Raw genomic sequence first — 14,035 nt, forward strand, 5'->3', positions numbered from 1 at the left:
CATACCCACCCATATCGCGGCGATCGCCGGTGGCACCGGTCTCGGGCCGTCGCGCCACGGTTTGTGTCCCCGGAGTCACAAGTCAGGTCCAAAATGGCCGCAATGGCTTGAAAATCAAGCAAGATCAATCGCGATTGGCTTGTATATCATGTTGGTAGAATTTATGTGTCATGGATGCTTGAGCGCGGCGGGAGGCACGCCAGGCGTTTCGCAAAGGATGGCCTCGAGCCATCGCATGACAGAGAAACGTTCGGATCATGCTCACCAAGAAAGGCAAGTACGGCCTCAAGGCGCTCGTCCATCTGGCGCGGATGCCGGCCGGGCAGCTTGCCTTCGTCAACGACATCGCGACCGGCAACAGCATCCCGAAGAAGTTTCTCGACGCCATCCTGGGCGAATTGCGCAATGCCGGTTTCGTGCAGAGCCGCAAAGGCAAGGATGGCGGCTATCGCCTGGCGCGGCCACCGGAGGAAATCAGGGTCGGCCATGTCGTGCGTGTGCTCGACGGCCCGCTGGCGCCGATCCCTTGCGCCAGCCGTACCCAATACCAGCGCTGTGAAGACTGTAACGAGGCGACATGCCAGGTTCGACATCTGATGCTGGAAGTCCGGCAAGCGATCGCCGAGGTGCTCGACCAGCGCAGCCTCGCCGAGATGCGCGACATCGGCCTCGACGACCTTGGGGTCGCAAGGGGCCTCGACGACCTCTCGGTCGCGAGCGACGATCTGCCGGTTGCGGTGAAGGCCTGACGCCGGCGCGTCGCACGGGGCTGGCATGAGCGGCCGCGGCAACTCGATCATCATCGTCGGCGGCGGCGCCAGCGGGGTCGTGCTCGCCGCGCATCTGCTGAGACAGCCCAATCCCGACCTTCGCGTCACGCTGGTCGAGAAGCGCCCGCATTTCGGCCAGGGCATCGCCTACTCCACATTGCTCTCCGCGCATGTGCTGAACGTCAGCGCCGCCGGCATGAGCGCCTATGCCGACGATCCCGGCAATTTCTGGCGCTGGCTGGTGGAACGCGGCCTGGCAACGCCCGAGCAGGCGCCGGTCTACGCGCCGCGCAGCATCTATGCCCGCTATCTCGGCGAATTGCTGGACGATCTCGAGGCGCGCGAGAGGGAGACCGGACGGCTTCGGCTGATCCATGAGGAGAGCCTGTCGATCTCGCCCACGGCCTCGGGGGTCGAAGTGGCGCTCGCCAACGGCACCAGCGTCGTCGCCCATCTGGCGGTGCTCGCCACCGGCCATGACGAGGTGCCGGCCATGGGGCAAGGCCATGCGGTTCGGATGGGATCGGAGGCCGACACCGCGCTCGATCCCGACCGGAGCGTCATGGTGCTGGGAACGGGCCTCAGCATGGTCGACGCATTCCTGGCGCTCGAACAGCGCGGCCACCGCGCGGAGATCGTCGCGGTGTCGCGGCGCGGCCTGCTGCCCTCGCCGCACCGCAAGGGCAATCCGATCAAGCTCGACGTCGCCGATATCCCGCTCGGCACCCAGCTTTCCTATTTCGTCGGCTGGTTCCGCGACCTGATCCGGGAAAACCAGAAGGCCGGCATCGACTGGCGCGACGTCGTCGACGGCCTGCGTCCGTTCAACCAGAAGATCTGGCAGAACTGGCCGGCCTCCGCCAAGCGCCGTTTCGTCGAGCACACCAAGGCGTGGTGGGACATCCACCGCCACCGCATGGCGCCCGAGGTCCATGCCCGCGTCACGCAAGCGGTGCAGTCCGGCCGCATCCGCCTCGTCGCCGGCCGTGTCGTCGACATCGCGGCGGGCGACGAGTTCACGGTCCAGGTCCAGTCGCGCCACACCAAGCGGCTGGAGAGATTCGAGGTCGCCCGCATCTATGATTGCTCCGGCATCGTCAGGGACATCTCGGGCTCGTCGAACAGCGTGGTGCGCTCGCTGGTCGACCGCGGGCTGGCGCGGCCGGATCCGCTGCGCATCGGCCTCGACGTTACGGCCAATTGCGAGATCATCGCCGGCGACGGCACGGTGTCCAGGAAAATCCTCGCCGTCGGCCCGCTGACCAGAGGCACCTTCTTCGAGATCGACGCCATCCCGGATATTCGCGTCCAGTGTGCGAGGCTGAGCAAGCAGCTGCTGGGGTAGGGCGTCGGCGTTCTACGCCGCCCCACAAGCCTGCGGGCGATTTGCACGACGGAGCCCGCCCCGGAATTTCATTCTCCATCTAGCCGGTCGATTGGCACGATCTATCTTCTTTCCCACTGCAAAGGGCTGGAAAAGAGGATACGCTGCCGCCCTGCACGAAGCGGCCGCTTGATCATGGAGCATCGATATGAGCAGGCACAAGATCGCGCCCTCGGATAGCGCCCCTTTGGAAAACGCCGCTTCGGAAAACGCAATGTCGCGCCTGCGGCCGCCTTACGGATCGGTGCTCGACCTGATCGGCCAGACCCCCGTGGTCGAACTGACCCAATTCGACACCGGCAAGTGCCGGCTGTTCATCAAGCTCGAAAGCCAGAATCCTGGCGGCTCGATCAAGGACCGTATCGCACTGTCGATGATCGCGGCGGCCGAGAAGGAGGGCAGGCTGAAGCCAGGCGGCACGATCGTCGAGGCGACGGCCGGCAATACCGGCCTGGGCCTGGCCCAGGTCGGCATCCCCAAGGGCTACCGCATCATCCTGGTCGTGCCCGACAAGATGTCGCGCGAGAAGATCCAGCATTTGCGCGCGCTGGGCGCGGAAGTGCGCATGACGCGCTCCGACGTCGGCAAGGGCCACCCCGAATATTACCAGGATATGGCCGAAAAGATCGCGGCCGAGCTGCCCGGCGCCTTCTACGCCAACCAGTTCGCCAATCCGGCCAACCCTGAGGCGCACGAAACCACCACCGGTCCGGAAATCTTTTCGCAGCTCGACGGCGATGTCGACGCGGTGGTGGTCGGCGTCGGCTCAGGCGGCACGCTGACCGGCCTTGGCCGGTTCTTCGCCAAGGCATCGCCGAAGACGGAAATGGTGCTGGCCGATCCGGTCGGCTCGGTGCTGGCGCCGCTGATCAAGACCGGCAAGATGGTGGAGGCCGGCAGCTGGACTGTGGAAGGCATCGGCGAGGACTTCGTGCCGCCCAATGCCGAGCTGTCGCTGGTCAAGAAGGCCTATTCCATATCGGACAAGCAGAGCATGCTGGCGGTGCGCGATCTCCTGTCCCGGGAAGGCATCCTGGCCGGCTCGTCTTCGGGCACGCTGCTGTCGGCCGCCTTGCGCTATTGCCGCGAGCAGACGTCGCCCAAGCGCGTCGTCACCTTCGTCTGCGACAGCGGCAACAAATATCTGTCGAAAGTCTTCGACGATTTCTGGCTGGCCGAGCAGGGGCTGGCCGAGCACGAGCAGCATGGCGACCTGCGCGACCTGGTGATGCGCACGCACCGCACCGGCGACACCGTCTATGTCGGTCCGGACGAGAGCCTGCTCAACGCCTATGGCCGCATGCGCCGCTCCGATGTCTCGCAGCTGCCGGTGCTCGACGACGGCAAGCTTGTCGGCATCGTCGACGAGAGCGACATCCTGGCCAAGGTCGACGGCCCCTATGAGGGCCGCTGGGAGCGCTTCAACGCGCCGGTGCGCACGGCGATGACCTCCAATCTGCATACTTTGCAGGCCAGCCAGACGCTGGACGCGCTGCTGCCGGTATTCGACCGCAACGAGGTCGCCATCATCTTCGACGGCGACGAGTTCGTCGGCCTGATAACCCGCATCGACCTGATCAACCATTTGAGGCGCCGTGCACGATGACCGCATCCGGAAAGAACCGCCTGGCCTTCTCCACCCGCACCATCCATGGCGGCCAGAGCCACGATCCCCTGACCGGAGCGGTGATGGTGCCGATTTACGCCACCTCGACCTATGGCCAGCAGTCGCCCGGCGTGCACAAGGGCTTTGAATATGCCCGGAGCCAGAATCCGACGCGCTTTGCCTTCGAGCGCGCGGTGGCCGATCTCGAAAGCGGCTCGGCTGCCTTCGCCTTCGCCTCCGGGCTGGCGGCGATCGCCACCGTGCTGGAACTGCTCGATTCCGGCGCCCACATCGTCGCCACCGACGACATCTATGGCGGCTCCTTCCGCCTGATGGAGCGTGTGCGCAAGCGCTCCGCCGATCTCAAGGTGAGCTTCGTCGACTGCACCGACCTTGCGGTTATAGAGGCGGCAATCCGCCCGGAGACGAAAATGCTCTGGGTCGAGACGCCGACCAACCCGCTGCTGCGCATCGTCGATCTCGAAGGCGTCGCAGCCCTTGCAAGGCGCAAGGGCATCCTCTCGGTCGCCGACAACACATTCTGCAGCCCCTATTTGCAGCGGCCGCTGGAGCTCGGCATCGACGTCGTGGTGCATTCGACGACGAAGTACCTCAACGGCCATTCCGACATGGTCGGCGGCGTGGCTGTTGTCGGCGACAACAAGGATCTGGCCGATCGCCTGAAATTCCTGCAGAACGCCATCGGCGCCATTTCGGGCCCGTTCGACAGTTTTCTCGCCCTGCGCGGCCTCAAGACATTGGCGCTGAGGATGGAGCGGCACTCGTCGAACGGCCTCAAGATCGCGCAGTGGCTGGAAGCCCGCAAGGATGTGCGCCGGGTCATCTATCCCGGGCTGGCCAGCCATCCGCAGCATGCCGTTGCCGTCCAGCAGATGCATGCGTTCGGCGGCATGATATCAGCCGTGCTCGACCGCGACCTCGCCGGCACGAAACGCTTCCTCGAACGCACGCAATTGTTCACGCTGGCCGAAAGCCTCGGTGGCGTGGAGAGCCTGATCGAGCATCCGGCGCTTATGACGCATGGATCGATCCCGGCGGAAAAGCGCGAAGAGGTCGGCATATCGGATTCGCTGGTGCGGCTGTCGGCGGGCATCGAGGATGGCGACGATCTGATCGCCGATCTGGAGCAGGCGCTGGGGGGCTGAGCGGCGGCGCTCCCGCTGAGACGAGCCAGTCTCCAACTTCCCAGAAAGCCAGCCACAACCCCGTTGACCCCAAATCCCATCTGCCCGAGATGTAGAGCCTATGGCCACGCGCGACACATCTCCAGACGCTCCCCTCACTTTCGCGGTGCTGGTCTTCCCCGGCTTTCCGATGATGGCGTTCAGCTCGGTCATCGAGCCGCTGCGCGCGACCAATGTGCTGGCGAAGCGGGAATGCTATCGCTGGATCATCGTCGGCGCTACCCAGGGCGTGGTCGAGGCCTCGAACGGCGTCGTCATCCAGCCGCGCTTCTACGCCGAGGATGCGCCGAAGGTCGACCGCATCGTCGTCTGCTCGGGCGGCGATGCCGATCATCTCGTCGCCGAGGACGCGGCAAGCTGGATCCGCCGCAGCTTGCGCAGTGGCGCCCATATCGGCGCGGTGGCGGACGCCGCCTTCTTCCTCGCCCGCGCCGGCCTGCTCGACGGCCATGCCTGCACCTTGCACTGGACCAGCCAGGCGGCCTTCACCGAGGCCTTTCCCAATGTCGAGCTGAGGCGCGACCTCTATGTCATCGACCGCAAGCGTTTCACCTCGGCGGGCGGCGTCGGCAGCCTCGACATGATGCTGGAGATCATCACCCGCGACTACGGCGCCGAGCTTGCGGCCGGCGTCGCCGAATGGTTCGTGCACAGCCAGCTGCGCTCCAGCGTCGACCGCAAGCTGATGCCGCTGCGCCTCCGTACCGGCGTGCGGAACGAGCTGGTGCTGTCGGCCATCGCCATCATGGAGGACGCTGTGGAGGAGCGGCTCGGCATGGCGGAGCTGACGGCCAGGCTCGGCGTCTCCTCCGATAAGCTCGAACGCTCCTTCCGCTCCGAACTCGCCATCTCGCCCAATGGCTACTATCGGCGGCTCAGGCTGAAACGCGCCGCCGATCTCCTGGCGCACTCGACGCTCGCCGTGCGCGACGTGGCGCTCGCCTGCGGCTTTGCCTCGATGTCGAGCTTCGCGCGCGCCTTTCGCGAGGAGCACGGCCATCCTCCGAAGCTGGCGCGACGGCATTAGAGGTTTTGCTGGCGCTGAGAGACGTCGCCCCCCTCTGTCCTGCCGGCCATCTCCCATACGAGGGTCCCTCAAGGGGGGAGATTGACGTCACAACAGCTTTCGCCAATTTTCACCGAAGAAGCGACGAGGTCAAAGCTGCCAATCTCCCCACTTGAGGGGGAGATGCCCGGCAGGGCAGAGGGGGGCGCTTGGCACCTGCATCTCTTATTACCCCAGCGGCATCTCGCACAACAAGCGCGGTTTTCCGAACAATCCCTCGTTATCTCCTGCGCCATGGTCTGATCTTGCAAACCACCCAAGGTCAGCCCCCATGAGCATCGTCGTATTCGACCCCGACAGCACTGAAGACGTCGACTTCAAGGACCGCATGCGCCACCCCGCGGCGGCCGATCCGGCGGGCGGCATGTGGCTGTCCGACACCGAGCCGTCCTTCATCGATGCCGACGCCCTTCGTAAAGGCCGGCTGGCCAAGCTGCGCGGTTGGATGCGCGAGGCCGGCTATGGCGGCGTGGTGCTGTTCGACCCCTACAACCAGCGCTACGCCACCGGCTCGCGCAACATGTTCGGCTATTTTCTGCGCAACTCGACCCGTTATTTCTTCATTCCGACCGAAGGGCCGATCGTGCTGTTCGAATATCCGCAGAGCTACCATGTCTCGATGGTGCTCGACACGATCGACGAGGGGCGTCCTTCCAAGCTCGTCTGGTCGTCGGTATCGGGCCGCGACGACGAGACCGCCGGTCCCTTCGCCGACGAGATCGCCGAACTCCTGAAGCAGCATGGCGGCGGCTCGATGAAACTCGGGCTCGACCGTTGCAGCCATCTGCAGGCGCTGGCGCTGGAGAAGCGCGGCTGCGACGTCCGCGACTGCCAGGGCGAGATCCTGGCGGTGCGCGCGGTCAAGACCCCGGAGGAAGTGAAATGCCTGCAGGTGTCGATGGCCGGCGCGGAAGCCGCCGTCTATGCGGTGCGCGAGGCGATCAAGCCCGGCGTTTCCGAGAACGAGCTGTTCGCCATCATGTATGGCGAGGTCATCCGCCAGGGCGGCGAGTTCATCGAGACGCGGCTGTTGACGTCCGGCCAGCGCACCAATCCCTGGTTCAACGAGGCCAGCGGGCGAAAAATCCGGCCGGGCGAGTTGCTGGCGCTCGATACCGACACGATCGGCTGCTATGGCTATTATTCGGATTTCTCGCGCACCTTCCGCTGCGGGCCCGGCAAGCCGACCCCCTATCAGAAATCGCTCTACCGCATGGCGCACGACCAGGTTCAGCACAATATCTCGATCGTGAAGCCCGGCATGGCTTTCCGCGAGATCGCCGAAAAGGCTTGGAAGATCCCCGACCGCTTCGTCGACCAGCGCTACACCTCGGTCATGCACGGCGTCGGCATGCATGGCGAGACACCCTTCATCGCGCACGCCATGGACTATGAAACCTATGGCCGCGACGGCCATATCGTGCCAGGCATGGTGGTGAGCGTGGAAAGCTATATTGGCGAGAAGGGCGGCCGCGAGGGCGTCAAGCTGGAGGACGAAATCCTGATCACCGAGACCGGCACCGAGCTCCTGTCGCGCTTTCCCTATGAGGATGAGTTTCTGGAGAAGCAGGTTTGATGCCAGCGGCCGGTTTAGTTGACGTACCGCAGCTGAAGAACGAGCGCCTCATTCCTTGGCGCCCCCCTCTGTCCCTCCAGCGTTTGGAAGTATCTTGGATCCCAGGCGCATCCGTATGAAAAGCCCCATCTCCCTCACGCGCGGCACCGTGGCCGCTGTCTTCATCGACCTGCAGGAAGAGCACCGGCAGGACCCGCGCTACCTGGTCGAGGGTTTTGAAACGATCCTCGCCAACGTCCAGCGCCTGCAAGCGGCGGCGCGGCAGAACAATGTGCCGCTCCATCACTGGGCCTATATCGTAGATCTCGACAAGCAGGAGCGGCCCTTTCATCCCGTTGGAGCCGACGGCAAGTCGGCCTTCTCCGACAAGAGCGATCCGCTGACCGAGATCTGCCGTGAGGTGGCGCCGGCCCAGGGGGAGACGCTGCTGATCAAGGCCGAGGCCAGCGCCTTCCGGGCGGGGCCGGCGGCCGATCGGCTCAAAACCTCCGGCATCGAATGGCTGGTCATATCGGGCGTGTGGACCGAGGCCTGCATCGATGCCACCGTGAAGGACGCCGTGGCGCGCGGCTTTCGCGTGCTGCTGGTCAAGGACGCCTGCGGCAGCGGCAGTGCCGCCATGCACCAGACCGCCATCCTAAACCTCGCCAACCGGCTCTATGGCGGCGCCGTCACCGACACCGACGGCGCCTGCCGGCTGCTGGCGGGCGAGAGCGTCGCCGTCTGGCAGGTCGAGGGCTCGGTGCCGCTGCGCTTCAGCTTTGAAAACGCGGCCAGGCTTTACAGCGAGCTTTGAGGCAATGCCTTCCGAAACCGTGGGCAGCACTGAAATGACCGGTCGCGGCAAATACGCGACGCGGCTCGACCCTGCGCTGTGGGCCTATATAGACGGCATCAACGCCTGGTATCCGCCCGAGACGATCGACCTGCCGATCGCCAAGCAGCGTGCGATCTATGACAGGATGTGCCGGGCGCTTCGCCAGCCCTATCCGCCGGGGGTGACGGCGAGCGACGACCTCATCGCCGCCCCCGGCCGGAACATCGCGGTGCGGCACTACGGGATGGCAGGCACGGCCGCGCGGGCCACGGTGCTTTATTACCATGGCGGCGGCTTCATCCTGGGCGGGCTCGACAGCCATGACGACATCTGCGCCGAGATCTGCGCCGGCACCGGCTTTGCCGTGCTCTCGGTCGACTATCGGCTGGCGCCCGAACATCTCCACCCCGCCGCCTTCGACGACGCTCTGGCCGCCTTCGAATGGGCGGCGGCTAGAGCGAACGGGCCACTGCTGCTGTCCGGCGAGAGCGCCGGCGGCAATCTGGCGGCGGCGGTCAGTCACGCGACGCGCGCTCGCGCGAAGAGGCCGACCGGCCAGGTGCTGATCTATCCCGGCCTCGGCGGCGACGAGACTGCCCGCTCCTACATCGAGCATGCCGAGGCGCCGCTTCTGTCGACCGGCGACGTCGCTTTCTACCGCCACGTCCGCTCGGCCAAGAGACAGGCGCCGGACGATCCGACCTTCTCGCCGCTGCGCGCCGCCGACTTCTCCGGCCTGCCGCCCACCATTGTCGTTACCGCCGAATGCGACCCGCTGTCGTCGGACGGCGAGGCCTATCGCGACCGCATCCTGGCCGCCGGCGGCAAAGCGAGCTGGCACGAGGAGAAGCGCCTCGTGCACAGTTTCCTGCGCGCCCGCACCACCGTGCCGGCTGCCGCCGAGGCGTTCCGGCGCATAATCGCGGCGATCGCGGCACTTGGCGCGGGCGAATGGCCCGTCGAACACTGAACCCGAGCGACGCAGCCCTCAATTGCGCCCGTAAAACGCGTTCGGGACATGCACCGGCCAGCGCCATGGCAGCACGGCGATCATGTCGAACCGCATCGACAGCCTGCCGTAATCCGGCTGGCGCGACAGCCAGATGTCGGCGGCGCCTTCGATGCGGCGCTCCGATTCATGGGCGATCGCCTCCATCGCTTCCATCAGCGTGCGGCGCGCCTTGACCTCGACGAACAGCACCAGGTCGCCGCGCCGCGCGATCAGGTCGATCTCGCCGAAACGGGTGCGATGGCGGCGCGCCAGGATCCGGTAGCCCTTCAGCACCAGCGCCGCCGCTGCCAGCCATTCGCCGCGATGGCCGCGCCGGTAGGCCTTTTGACGGCTGGCGCTCGGGAGCCTAGCCACGGTCCTCTCCAGAGGCATCCCTGAGTTCCAGCAGCCGTCGGTAAAGCGCCTGCTTCTGGCCCCCGGTCATCTTCGCCGCTTCCGCCGCCGCCTTCGAAGCCGGCATTTCGGCGGCGAGCGACAACAGCATCCGGTCGATATCGGCCGGCTCGTCCGCTCTGGCTTCGGCCGGGCCGACGCACACCACGATCTCGCCCTTCGGCGTGTCGGCCGCCGCATAGTGGTCGGCCAGCGCTCGCAGCGTGCCGGTGCGCATCTCCTCGAAGGTCTTGGTCAATTCCCTGCCGATCGCTGCCTTGCGCTCGCCGCCAAGCGCTTCGGCCATCGCGCCGAGAGACTCGGCCAGCCGGCGCGGCGATTCGAAGAAGATCAGCGTCGCCGGCACCGCTTTAAGCGCGTCCAGCCGCGCCAGCCGCTGCCCCGCCTTGACCGGCAGGAAGCCGGAGAACAGGAAGGCATCCGAAGGCAAGCCGGATGCGGTGAGCGCGGCAAGCGGCGCGGACGGACCGGGGATGGGCACGACGCGAATGCCCTGGTCGAGCGCCTCGCCGACCAGCCGGTAGCCGGGATCGGAAACCAGCGGCGTGCCGGCATCCGAGATCAGCGCCACGCTCTGCCCCGACTGGAGCGCCGCTATCAATTTTGGCCCGGCCTCGCCGGCATTGTGCTCGTGATAGGCCGTGGTGCGGCGGCGGATGCCGTAGCGGTCGAGCAGCACGCGCGACACGCGCGTGTCCTCGCAGGCGACCATGTCGGCGGCGGCCAGCGTCTCAAGCGCGCGCAGCGTGATGTCGGCGAGATTGCCGATCGGCGTCGCCACCAGATAGAGCGCGGGTTCGAGCGGCCGGGCCGCGATCTCGGTCTGCCCGATCACATAGCTGCGCTTTCCCGTCTCGCCAGTCACCGGTGCCTTCTCCGTCAGCGGCGCGCCCGCGTCCAGATGGAGCCGCGAAGGACGTTCCGAAATCATCCGCCCTGTTTGGCACGGCCCGCGCCGGGTTGCAAAAGCCGCTGTAATGCAAGGCGAGCGCCATTCCTTCGCCACAGTAGGGAACGAAACCGTCTTTCGCAGATTTAGCCCCTGATTCCCCCGGGAGGACAGGATGGACAGACTGACCATACAGGACGCTTTCGAGCCCTACTATGCAGGCCGCAAGCGCTTTGCCGCGCAAGGAGACGGGAAGCCGCCCGCCACCACGGACGGCAAGCAGGGGCCCGCGCGCCGCCCGCCACCAGAGATCAAGCTACCCGACAACGAACCCGACAGCACGACGGAGCACTGACCGGACGATGCCCAATCGCTTCGATATTTTCATCACCCGTCTCGAAACCAAGAACGCCCGCCACGGCGCAGCACTACCATCGATAAGCGACCAGCACCGCGCCCGCCGCGATAAGGGCGACGCCAAGCCAGTTCGCACCGGTGAGCCGCTCGCCGAGAAAGACCGTGCCAAACACCGCCACAAGCACGACGCTTAGCTTGTCGATGGGCGCCACCTGCGCCGCATTGCCGATTTTCAGCGCGCGGAAATAGCAGAGCCACGAGGCTCCGGTCGCCAGTCCCGACAGGCCGAGGAAAAGCCAGGTCTTCCCGGAGATCGAGGCCCACGATTGGAATTGGCCGCTGGCGGCGAGGATCGCCGCAAGCACGACCAGGATGATGGCTGTCCGGATGAGGGTGGCGAAATCGGAATTGATGGTCTCGATGCCGACCTTGGCAAAGATCGCCGTCAGTGCCGCGAAAGTCGCCGACAACAGCGCCCAGAATTGCCAGGAAAGCGTCAGGTTCATTCGGATAGCCTCACCGGTCGGGTCTCAACTCAGATACCGCGAAACAGCTGCCTCCAGAAGCGTAATCTTGGCTTCGAGATTGGGAGCAGCATCCCCGCCTACCGCGCCAGATCGGCCACCACGGCGTCGAGCACGATCATGCCGGCGGGCGTGGCGCGCAGGCGGGCGTTGCCGATCGGCGCCACCAGCCCTTCGCCCTGCAGCACCGACAGCCGCGCGCTCGACAGGCCGCGCCCGGAAAACGCTTCGTAACGCGACAGGTCGATGCCTTCCGCCAGCCTCAGTCCCATCAGCAGGAACTCGTCAGCCTCTTCGGAGCGCGTCAGGGTCTCGCCGCCGGTGACGCCATGGCCCTTGGCCTCGACCAGATTGGCCCAGGTTTCCGGCATCCTCTCCGCGATGGTCACGACGCGGTGGCCGTTCTCGACGAAGCGGCCATGCGCGCCGGGGCCGACGCCGACATACTCGCCATAGCGCCAGTAGGTCAGATTGTGCCGGCTTTCGGCACCCGGCCGGGCGTGGTTTGAGATCTCATATGCCGGCAAACCATGGGCTGATGTCACCTCTTGCGTCAGCGCATAAAGGTCGGCGGCGTGGTCGTTGTCGGGGATGATGAATTTCTTCGCCGCGTGCAGCGCGTGGAACGGCGTGCCTTCCTCGATGGTCAGCTGATAGAGTGACAGATGGTCGGCGGCGTGGCCGATCGCCTGTTCGAGCTCCGATGCCCAGGCCTCCGGCGTCTGGGCTGGCCGTGCGTAGATCAGGTCGAAGGAGAGCCTTGGGAATATCTCCCGCGCGAGCCCGATCGCGTGCAGCGCCTCGTCCACATTGTGCAGCCGGCCAAGGAAGCGCAAATCCTTGTCGTTCAGCGCCTGCACGCCGAGCGAGACCCGGTTGACGCCCGCAGCGCGATAGCCGCGAAAGCGTTCGGCTTCGACCGAGGAGGGATTGGCCTCCAGCGTCACCTCGATGCCGTCGGGCACCGTCCAGTTCTTCGCCACGGCGTCCAGGACCCTGGCCACCGTTTCCGGCTTCATCAACGACGGCGTGCCGCCGCCGAGAAAGATGCTGGTCACCTCGCGTGGGCCGGTGCGCTGGCGCATCGTCGCCAGTTCCGCCTCGAAGGCGGCGGCAAAGCGCTCCTGGTCGACCGGCTGGTGGCGGACATGGCTGTTGAAGTCGCAATAGGGGCATTTGGCCGCGCAGAACGGCCAATGCACATAGACGCCGAAACCGGGGCTGCGGTCGAGCGGCATGGTGGCGCCGGGCCTGATCATGCCGAGCCTAACCTGGCCAGACCCAATCGAGCTTGGGCGAATTTCTGAAAGGCGCGGGCGCGGTGCGACAGAGCCGTGGCCTGGCTGGGTTTCCAGCCGTGTTTTTCCTCGGCACTCATCTCGCCGAAGGTCTTTTCGAAACCGTCGGGCAGGAACACCGGGTCGTAGCCGAATCCGAGCTCGCCGCGCGGCGGCCAGACCAGCGTGCCTTCGGCCTCGCCGCGGTAATATTCGGCCTCGCCGTCGGGAAAGGCGAGGCAGATGACGGCGACGAAGCGTCCCGTGCGCTGCGCGGGCGTGGCGGCGCCGACTTCCTGCAGCGCCACTTCGGTGCGCTGCATGGCGATGCCGAAATCCCTGCTGCCATCAGGCGTTTCGGCCCAGTTGGCGGTGTAGACGCCGGGCGCGCCGTCGAGCGCGTCAACGCACAGGCCCGAATCGTCCGACAGCGCCGGCAGGCCCGTCGCCTTGGCCGCGGCGAAGGCCTTGATATAGGCGTTCTCCTCGAAGGTTGTGCCGGTCTCCTCGGGTTCGGGCAAGCCATAGTCCTTCGCCGATTTCGCCTCGAATCCGAATGGCGCCATCAGATCGGCGAATTCGCGCAGCTTGCCTTCATTGTGGCTGGCGACGACGATCTTTTTTCCGTCGAGAGAATGCATCAAAGTCCCCAGATTCTCGGCTCGGCGAATTCGATCGAATTGCCGGAGGGATCGCGGATATAAAGCGAGCGGCCGCCTTGCGGCCATTCGAATTCGCTTTCGACAGCGATGTTCTTCGCCTTCAGATGGGATTTCCAGCGGCTGATTTCATCGGCGGTCGCCGCAAAGCAGAGATGGCCTTCGCCCGATGTGCCGTGTGGCGGCACTTTCAGCCTCGCGTCGGGCGCAGGCGGGATCCTGGTCGCCTCGGCGTTGAAGACCAGCAGCACGCCGGCTCCGCAACGGAAGAACAGATGGCGGCCCTCGACCTTGCCGAGAGGAGTGAGGCCGAGGATGTCGGTGTAGAAGGCTTCGGCAGCGGCGAGGTCGGTGACGTAAAGAGCGGATTCAAGAATTGCAGAGGGGATCACGAGGCACCCCCCTCTGGCCTGCCGGCCATCTCCCGCGCAAGGGGGGAGATTGGCGGCGTGAGCGCCGGCTCATGGTATTCTATTCTGATTATTGGCGAAGCTCGAGAC

At 65.7% G+C, this 14,035-nt stretch carries 15 protein-coding genes; 9 read left to right on the plus strand and 6 right to left on the minus strand.

Annotated elements, in window-relative coordinates; genetic code table 11:
• Positions 1 to 257: 257 nt before the first annotated feature.
• From FJ959_RS03190 to FJ959_RS03225, 8 genes are all read left to right on the plus strand, one after another.
• A complete protein-coding gene (locus tag FJ959_RS03190; protein WP_140563855.1) occupies positions 258 to 749 on the plus strand; it encodes an Rrf2 family transcriptional regulator in 492 nt (163 codons plus the stop codon).
• Positions 750 to 774: 25 nt separating this feature from the next.
• Positions 775 to 2,115, plus strand: coding sequence for an FAD/NAD(P)-binding protein (locus tag FJ959_RS03195; RefSeq protein WP_140628372.1), 1,341 nt, complete (start codon positions 775 to 777; stop codon positions 2,113 to 2,115).
• A gap of 187 nt (positions 2,116 to 2,302) precedes the next feature.
• On the plus strand, positions 2,303 to 3,760 hold the full coding sequence (locus tag FJ959_RS03200; RefSeq protein WP_140628375.1) for a pyridoxal-phosphate dependent enzyme: 1,458 nt from the start codon (positions 2,303 to 2,305) through the stop codon (positions 3,758 to 3,760).
• The gene (locus FJ959_RS03205; protein ID WP_140628378.1) at positions 3,757 to 4,926 is read left to right on the plus strand and encodes a PLP-dependent aspartate aminotransferase family protein; all 1,170 of its coding nucleotides are present in this window, start codon (positions 3,757 to 3,759) and stop codon (positions 4,924 to 4,926) included. The genes FJ959_RS03200 and FJ959_RS03205 overlap by 4 nt, the downstream gene beginning before the upstream one ends.
• Before the next feature lie 100 nt (positions 4,927 to 5,026).
• Positions 5,027 to 5,992 carry a GlxA family transcriptional regulator gene (locus FJ959_RS03210; protein ID WP_140628381.1) on the plus strand — a complete coding sequence of 322 codons (966 nt, stop codon included), beginning with the start codon at positions 5,027 to 5,029 and terminating at the stop codon, positions 5,990 to 5,992.
• 310 nt (positions 5,993 to 6,302) lie between these two features.
• On the plus strand, positions 6,303 to 7,607 hold the full coding sequence (locus FJ959_RS03215; protein ID WP_140628384.1) for a Xaa-Pro peptidase family protein: 1,305 nt from the start codon (positions 6,303 to 6,305) through the stop codon (positions 7,605 to 7,607).
• 115 nt (positions 7,608 to 7,722) lie between these two features.
• Positions 7,723 to 8,403 (plus strand): isochorismatase family protein, encoded by a 681-nt coding sequence (locus FJ959_RS03220; protein WP_140628387.1) that lies wholly within the window; start codon positions 7,723 to 7,725, stop codon positions 8,401 to 8,403.
• A gap of 34 nt (positions 8,404 to 8,437) precedes the next feature.
• Complete coding sequence (locus tag FJ959_RS03225) at positions 8,438 to 9,394, plus strand: alpha/beta hydrolase (protein WP_140514119.1); 957 nt, start codon at positions 8,438 to 8,440, stop codon at positions 9,392 to 9,394.
• A gap of 18 nt (positions 9,395 to 9,412) precedes the next feature.
• Here the strand turns inward: FJ959_RS03225 and FJ959_RS03230 are convergent, their stop codons facing one another.
• Positions 9,413 to 9,790 carry a YraN family protein gene (locus FJ959_RS03230; protein ID WP_181168306.1) on the minus strand — a complete coding sequence of 126 codons (378 nt, stop codon included), beginning with the start codon at positions 9,788 to 9,790 and terminating at the stop codon, positions 9,413 to 9,415.
• Complete coding sequence (gene rsmI / locus FJ959_RS03235) at positions 9,783 to 10,694, minus strand: 16S rRNA (cytidine(1402)-2'-O)-methyltransferase (protein ID WP_140563839.1); 912 nt, start codon at positions 10,692 to 10,694, stop codon at positions 9,783 to 9,785. The genes FJ959_RS03230 and rsmI overlap by 8 nt, the downstream gene beginning before the upstream one ends.
• A 199-nt stretch (positions 10,695 to 10,893) precedes the next feature.
• On the opposite strand from rsmI, the gene FJ959_RS03240 reads away from it, so the two are divergent.
• Positions 10,894 to 11,073 (plus strand): hypothetical protein, encoded by a 180-nt coding sequence (locus FJ959_RS03240; RefSeq protein ID WP_140491829.1) that lies wholly within the window; start codon positions 10,894 to 10,896, stop codon positions 11,071 to 11,073.
• A gap of 73 nt (positions 11,074 to 11,146) precedes the next feature.
• Here FJ959_RS03240 and FJ959_RS03245 read toward each other — a convergent pair whose 3' ends face one another.
• The 4 genes from FJ959_RS03245 to FJ959_RS03260 all read right to left on the minus strand — a co-directional run bounded on the left by FJ959_RS03245 (position 11,147) and on the right by FJ959_RS03260 (position 13,927).
• A complete protein-coding gene (locus tag FJ959_RS03245) occupies positions 11,147 to 11,581 on the minus strand; it encodes an EamA family transporter (protein ID WP_140628390.1) in 435 nt (144 codons plus the stop codon).
• 98 nt (positions 11,582 to 11,679) lie between these two features.
• Entirely contained in the window at positions 11,680 to 12,858 is a 1,179-nt protein-coding gene (gene hemW, locus FJ959_RS03250; RefSeq protein WP_140628393.1) for a radical SAM family heme chaperone HemW, read from the minus strand.
• Positions 12,855 to 13,517 (minus strand): RdgB/HAM1 family non-canonical purine NTP pyrophosphatase, encoded by a 663-nt coding sequence (gene rdgB / locus FJ959_RS03255; RefSeq protein ID WP_140628396.1) that lies wholly within the window; start codon positions 13,515 to 13,517, stop codon positions 12,855 to 12,857. Before rdgB ends, hemW begins: the two co-directional genes overlap by 4 nt.
• Positions 13,517 to 13,927: a VOC family protein gene (locus FJ959_RS03260; RefSeq protein ID WP_140554721.1), complete on the minus strand. Its 411-nt coding sequence runs from the start codon at positions 13,925 to 13,927 to the stop codon at positions 13,517 to 13,519. The genes rdgB and FJ959_RS03260 overlap by 1 nt, the downstream gene beginning before the upstream one ends.
• Positions 13,928 to 14,035 lie beyond the last annotated feature (108 nt).

The sequence above is a fragment of the Mesorhizobium sp. B2-2-4 genome, assembly GCF_006442375.1.
In the GTDB taxonomy this organism is placed as follows: Bacteria; Pseudomonadota; Alphaproteobacteria; order Rhizobiales; family Rhizobiaceae; genus Mesorhizobium.

Excerpts from the sequence above, each read along its gene's own strand:
- FJ959_RS03190 (WP_140563855.1), top strand. The coding sequence starts at position 258 with ATGCTCACCAAGAAAGGCAAGTACGGCCTCAAGGCGCTCGTCCATCTG.
- FJ959_RS03200 (WP_140628375.1), top strand. The coding sequence starts at position 2,303 with ATGAGCAGGCACAAGATCGCGCCCTCGGATAGCGCCCCTTTGGAAAAC.
- hemW (WP_140628393.1), bottom strand. The coding sequence starts at position 12,858 with ATGATCAGGCCCGGCGCCACCATGCCGCTCGACCGCAGCCCCGGTTTC.
- FJ959_RS03215 (WP_140628384.1), top strand. The coding sequence starts at position 6,303 with ATGAGCATCGTCGTATTCGACCCCGACAGCACTGAAGACGTCGACTTC.
- FJ959_RS03205 (WP_140628378.1), top strand. The coding sequence starts at position 3,757 with ATGACCGCATCCGGAAAGAACCGCCTGGCCTTCTCCACCCGCACCATC.
- FJ959_RS03210 (WP_140628381.1), top strand. The coding sequence starts at position 5,027 with ATGGCCACGCGCGACACATCTCCAGACGCTCCCCTCACTTTCGCGGTG.
- FJ959_RS03245 (WP_140628390.1), bottom strand. The coding sequence starts at position 11,581 with ATGAACCTGACGCTTTCCTGGCAATTCTGGGCGCTGTTGTCGGCGACT.
- rdgB (WP_140628396.1), bottom strand. The coding sequence starts at position 13,517 with ATGCATTCTCTCGACGGAAAAAAGATCGTCGTCGCCAGCCACAATGAA.
- FJ959_RS03240 (WP_140491829.1), top strand. The coding sequence starts at position 10,894 with ATGGACAGACTGACCATACAGGACGCTTTCGAGCCCTACTATGCAGGC.
- FJ959_RS03225 (WP_140514119.1), top strand. The coding sequence starts at position 8,438 with ATGACCGGTCGCGGCAAATACGCGACGCGGCTCGACCCTGCGCTGTGG.
- FJ959_RS03195 (WP_140628372.1), top strand. The coding sequence starts at position 775 with ATGAGCGGCCGCGGCAACTCGATCATCATCGTCGGCGGCGGCGCCAGC.
- FJ959_RS03220 (WP_140628387.1), top strand. The coding sequence starts at position 7,723 with ATGAAAAGCCCCATCTCCCTCACGCGCGGCACCGTGGCCGCTGTCTTC.